Origin of the sequence: Pseudomonas sp. (genome assembly GCF_050739995.1) — a bacterium.
Classification (GTDB): domain Bacteria; phylum Pseudomonadota; class Gammaproteobacteria; order Pseudomonadales; family Pseudomonadaceae; genus Aquipseudomonas.
The window spans coordinates 1-3,786 of sequence record NZ_JBOICG010000212.1 but is presented as its reverse complement, the minus strand read 5'-3'; the positions used below and the strand labels follow the sequence as shown (position 1 = coordinate 3,786).

Here is a 3,786-nt window from a genome sequence, read left to right as displayed (position 1 = left end):
GAGTAATGGCGTGCAGGCTGCGGCGGCGGCGAAGATCGGGATTTCCGAGAGGAGCTTCTGGTATCGCTTGAAGAAGCTGGGCATCCAGGTAGAGAAAATCATCCGCTGATCCAACAGTCTCATCACTGAACTCAATGTGGGAGGTGTGTCAGGAGTGGATGCGTACCCAGACACTCACCAGAACGGTTGCGGCGATCAACCACGCCACTGCCGCCACGGCGAGTGACGCCTCCAGGCGCAGGCGGTCGACCATCACGTACAGCGTCGCCAAATACACGAAATACGGAATGATCGACCACATCCCGAACAGGATCGTGGTCTTCAAGTCGTCCACCGACCGGCCTTTACCCACAATGTAGTGGGCGATCAAGGCAAAGGTCGGAAACAGTGGCACCAAGCCTGCGATGTAATAGTTCCTGGTCTTGGCCAGTGCGGCCAGAATCAACACGACCGCCGCGCCCAAGGCGGCTTTCAATAGCAGATCCATCAGTGGCTCAACCCGTATTTCTTGACCTTGTCGAACAGCGTGGTCTTGGCCATTCCCAGTTCCTGGCTGGCCTGGGTCAGGTTGCCGCCGCTGCGTTGCAAGGCATCGTTGAGCAAGTTGCGCTCGAAGGCTTCCACCGCTTCGGTGAAGGCCAGGCCCTGGCTGCCGCTGCTGGTGCCGCTTTTCTTGAAAGCGGGCAGGCCGAGGGCAAAACGTTCGGCGACGTTACGCAACTCGCGCACGTTACCGGGCCAGTCGTGGCTCATCAGACTCGACAGGGTCTGGTTATCCAGCTCCGGCGCGGTGCGGTCGAATCGCAGGGATGACTGCTGCAGGAAGTGTTCGAACAGTTGCAGGATATCTTCGCGACGCTCGCGCAGCGGCGGCAGCTCCAGAGTTACCACGTTGAGGCGGTAGTACAGGTCGCTGCGGAATTGACCGGCACGGCTCAGATCGTCGAGGTCGGATTTGGTGGCGGCGATGACCCGGCAATCCACCGCCACGCTTTGGTTCGAACCCAAGCGTTCCAGGGTGCGTTCCTGCAACACCCGCAGCAATTTGATCTGCAGGTTGATCGGCATGCTTTCCACTTCATCGAGAAACAGCGTGCCGTCATGGGCATGTTCGATCTTGCCGATGCGGCGTTTACCGGCCCCGGTGAAGGCGTTGGCTTCGTGGCCGAAAATCTCGCTTTCGAACAGGTTTTCCGGCAGGCCGCCGCAGTTCAGCGCGACGAACTGATGGGAATGGCGACGGCTGAAATCGTGCAGGCAGCGCGCGACCAATTCCTTGCCGGTACCGGTTTCGCCCTCGATCAGCACGTTGGCTGAGGTGTCGGCGATGTTGGCGATCAATTCGCGCAGGTTCTGCATGGCGGGAGAGCGGCCGATGATGCGGCCCTCCAGGGAGTCGCGTTCGGCCAATTGGCGGCGCAGCGACCACACTTCTCGGGCCAGTCCGCGTTGCTCCAAGGCACGGCGCGCCACGTCAACCAGACGCTCGGGGGAGAAGGGTTTCTCCATGAAGTCATAGGCGCCGTTGCGCATGGCGCCAACCGCCATGGAGATATCACCATGGCCGGTGATCAGCACCACCGGCAGGCTTTTATCCAGGGCCTTGAGGCGGGTCAGCAGCTCCAGGCCGTCGATGCCTGGCAAGCGAATATCGCTGATCACAATGCCGGCAAAATTCTCGCCGATGTGCTTGAGCGCTTCTTCGGCACTGCCCACACCCACGCTGGGTATGTCTTCCAGCGCCAGGGCTTGCTGGCAGCCGAGCAGCACATGGGGGTCGTCCTCGACGATCAGGACGGTGAGGTCTTTAGGATCAGTATTCATGTCGACTCAGCTGGTTGAGCGCCTGCCAACGGCAAGCACAGGACAAAGGCAGTACCACCACTGGCCGGGTGCTCCACGGCGAGGTTGCCGCCGGTGGCCGCCGCGAGACTGGCGGAAAGGGTCAGGCCCAGGCCCAGGCCTTGCTCGCCGGGTTTGGTGGTGAAGAACGGTTCGAATAAATGCTTGCGCGCCTCGGGGTCGATGCCATGGCCGTTGTCGCGCACTCGCAGGCGGTATTTGCCGTCGGCGTTGTGGCCGTCCAGCCACAGTTCGGGCGCTGCTTGTGCCTGCATGGCGTCGAGGGCGTTGCCGATCAAGTTGACCAGGATCTGCTCCAAACGCGTCTGGTCGATCTGCAATTGGGCATTGCTGAAGTCGCGGTGCAGGGTCATGGGCAGGCCGTCCAGGCGTGCGCTTAAAACCTGGAGTGCAGCGTCCACGGCTTTGCCAAGGTTGGCTTCACCCTGGTCGTCACCGCGTCGGGCGAACGAGCGCAGGCTGGCGGTGATACGGCCCATGCGGTCGATCAATTCGTTAATGGTCTTGAGGTTGGCGCTGGCGATATCGAGGGCACCGCGCTCAAGGAAGCGCACGGTGTTACCCGACAGCGTGCGCAGCGCCGCCAGCGGCTGGTTCAGTTCATGGGCGATACTGGTGGACATCTGGCCGATGGCCGCCAGTTTGCCTGCTTGAACCAGTTCATCCTGGGCGCGGCGCAGGGTTTCTTCGGCCTGGCGCCGTTCGCGGATCTGGCCCTTGAGCCGTTCGTTGCTGGCGCGCAGGTCAGCAGTACGCTCGGCAATCCGCCGTTCCAGTTGGCTGTTGGCTTCCTGCAAGGCTTCGCGGGCGGCGAGACGGGTAGCGATGACTTTGCGTCGCTCGTTCCAGGCGATCAGCAGGAAGGCCACCAAGCCAAAGGCGACGGCCACCAGGATGCCTTGATTGATCGCCGCGCGACGCAAGTCATTGAGTGGCGTCAGCAAGGTGAAATTCCATGGTGTGTCACTGAGCGGACGTGTCTGGGCCAGGAAGGTGACTTCCTTCTCGTCGGCGACCAGTTCGCTGTTGGCCGGGAAGGTCAGTTTTTCACTGCCTTCGTTGATGCGTTCGCGGGCCAAAGGCTCCAGCTCGTTCAACGTCGCCCAGTAATATTGCAGGCTGTGGGCCAGGCGTTCCTTGGTGTCATCGCTCAATGGGCGCACGGCCTTGAGGCGGCGCGCCGGGTCGCTGGACAGAATGATGATGCCGTTCTCATCGCTGACAAAGGCTTCAAGGCGTGCGCGTTGCCAGCGTTCTTCCAGGGCTTCGAGGCGCACTTTGACCACCGCCACGCCGATGATCTTGCCGTGCTCTTCCAGGCCATGGGCCAGGTAGTAGCCGGGTTCGCCGTTGGTGCTGCCAATGCCATAGAAACGGCCGGGCTGGCCCCGTACGGCGTTCTGGAAATAGGCACGGAAGGACAGGTCTTCACCCTGATAACTGTCGGCGTCGCGCCAGTTACTGGTGGCCAGCACGCGGCCGGTAGTGTCCATCACGTAGATGGCCCGACTGCGACTGCGTCGGTTCAGGCCTTCGAGGTAGTCGTTGACGGTCTTGCGGGTTTCCTGATTCGGGTCGGCCAACAGCTGTGAAACGCTGGACTCCAATTCCAGGAGGCTGGGCAGGTAGGTGTATTTGCTCAGTTCGCTTTCGACGGTGCGGGCGTGCAGTTCCAATTGGCGCTCGCCATTATCGCTGAGGGTGCGGATGCCATAGTACTCACTGACCCAGAAGCCGATGTAACCCAAGCCGATCATCAGGGCGATGATCAACGGCGGCAGGAACAGTTGGCGGATCAGACGTGGCTTCACGGCAAGTGATGGCGGTGCGGCGCGAAATTGGTTGGGGTCGCATTTCATCACAGATGCCTTGGGTCAACCAGCAGTGCGAGCAGGCTTCTGTAGTGAGCGGGCTTGCCCCGCG

General features: G+C 61.3%; 4 protein-coding genes. 1 reads left to right on the top strand and 3 read right to left on the bottom strand.

All coding sequences use genetic code 11. The annotated features are described in order from the left end of the window. Nucleotides 1–109 (top strand): helix-turn-helix domain-containing protein (locus ACRESD_RS07385; protein ID WP_431750324.1); only part of this gene is annotated, 109 nt, incomplete at its 5' end. Nucleotides 110–148: 39 nt separating this feature from the next. Here the strand turns inward: ACRESD_RS07385 and ACRESD_RS07380 are convergent. The 3 genes from ACRESD_RS07380 to ACRESD_RS07370 are packed head-to-tail and all read right to left on the bottom strand — an operon-like array spanning nt 149 to nt 3,722. After that, nucleotides 149–487, bottom strand: a complete 339-nt coding sequence (locus tag ACRESD_RS07380) for a GlpM family protein (protein ID WP_431750323.1) — start codon at nt 485–487, stop codon at nt 149–151. Next, nucleotides 487–1,824 (bottom strand): sigma-54-dependent transcriptional regulator, encoded by a 1,338-nt coding sequence (locus ACRESD_RS07375; RefSeq protein ID WP_431750322.1) that lies wholly within the window; start codon nt 1,822–1,824, stop codon nt 487–489. The genes ACRESD_RS07380 and ACRESD_RS07375 overlap by 1 nt, the downstream gene beginning before the upstream one ends. Continuing rightward, on the bottom strand, nt 1,821–3,722 hold the full coding sequence (locus ACRESD_RS07370; protein ID WP_431750321.1) for a sensor histidine kinase: 1,902 nt from the start codon (nt 3,720–3,722) through the stop codon (nt 1,821–1,823). The genes ACRESD_RS07375 and ACRESD_RS07370 overlap by 4 nt, the downstream gene beginning before the upstream one ends. Between the last annotated feature and the right edge of the window lie 64 nt (nt 3,723–3,786).

Bases quoted from the DNA above. Each gene is read 5' to 3' on its own strand.
- ACRESD_RS07370 (WP_431750321.1), bottom strand. From the start codon at position 3,722: ATGAAATGCGACCCCAACCAATTTCGCGCCGCACCGCCATCACTTGCC.
- ACRESD_RS07375 (WP_431750322.1), bottom strand. From the start codon at position 1,824: ATGAATACTGATCCTAAAGACCTCACCGTCCTGATCGTCGAGGACGAC.
- ACRESD_RS07380 (WP_431750323.1), bottom strand. From the start codon at position 487: ATGGATCTGCTATTGAAAGCCGCCTTGGGCGCGGCGGTCGTGTTGATT.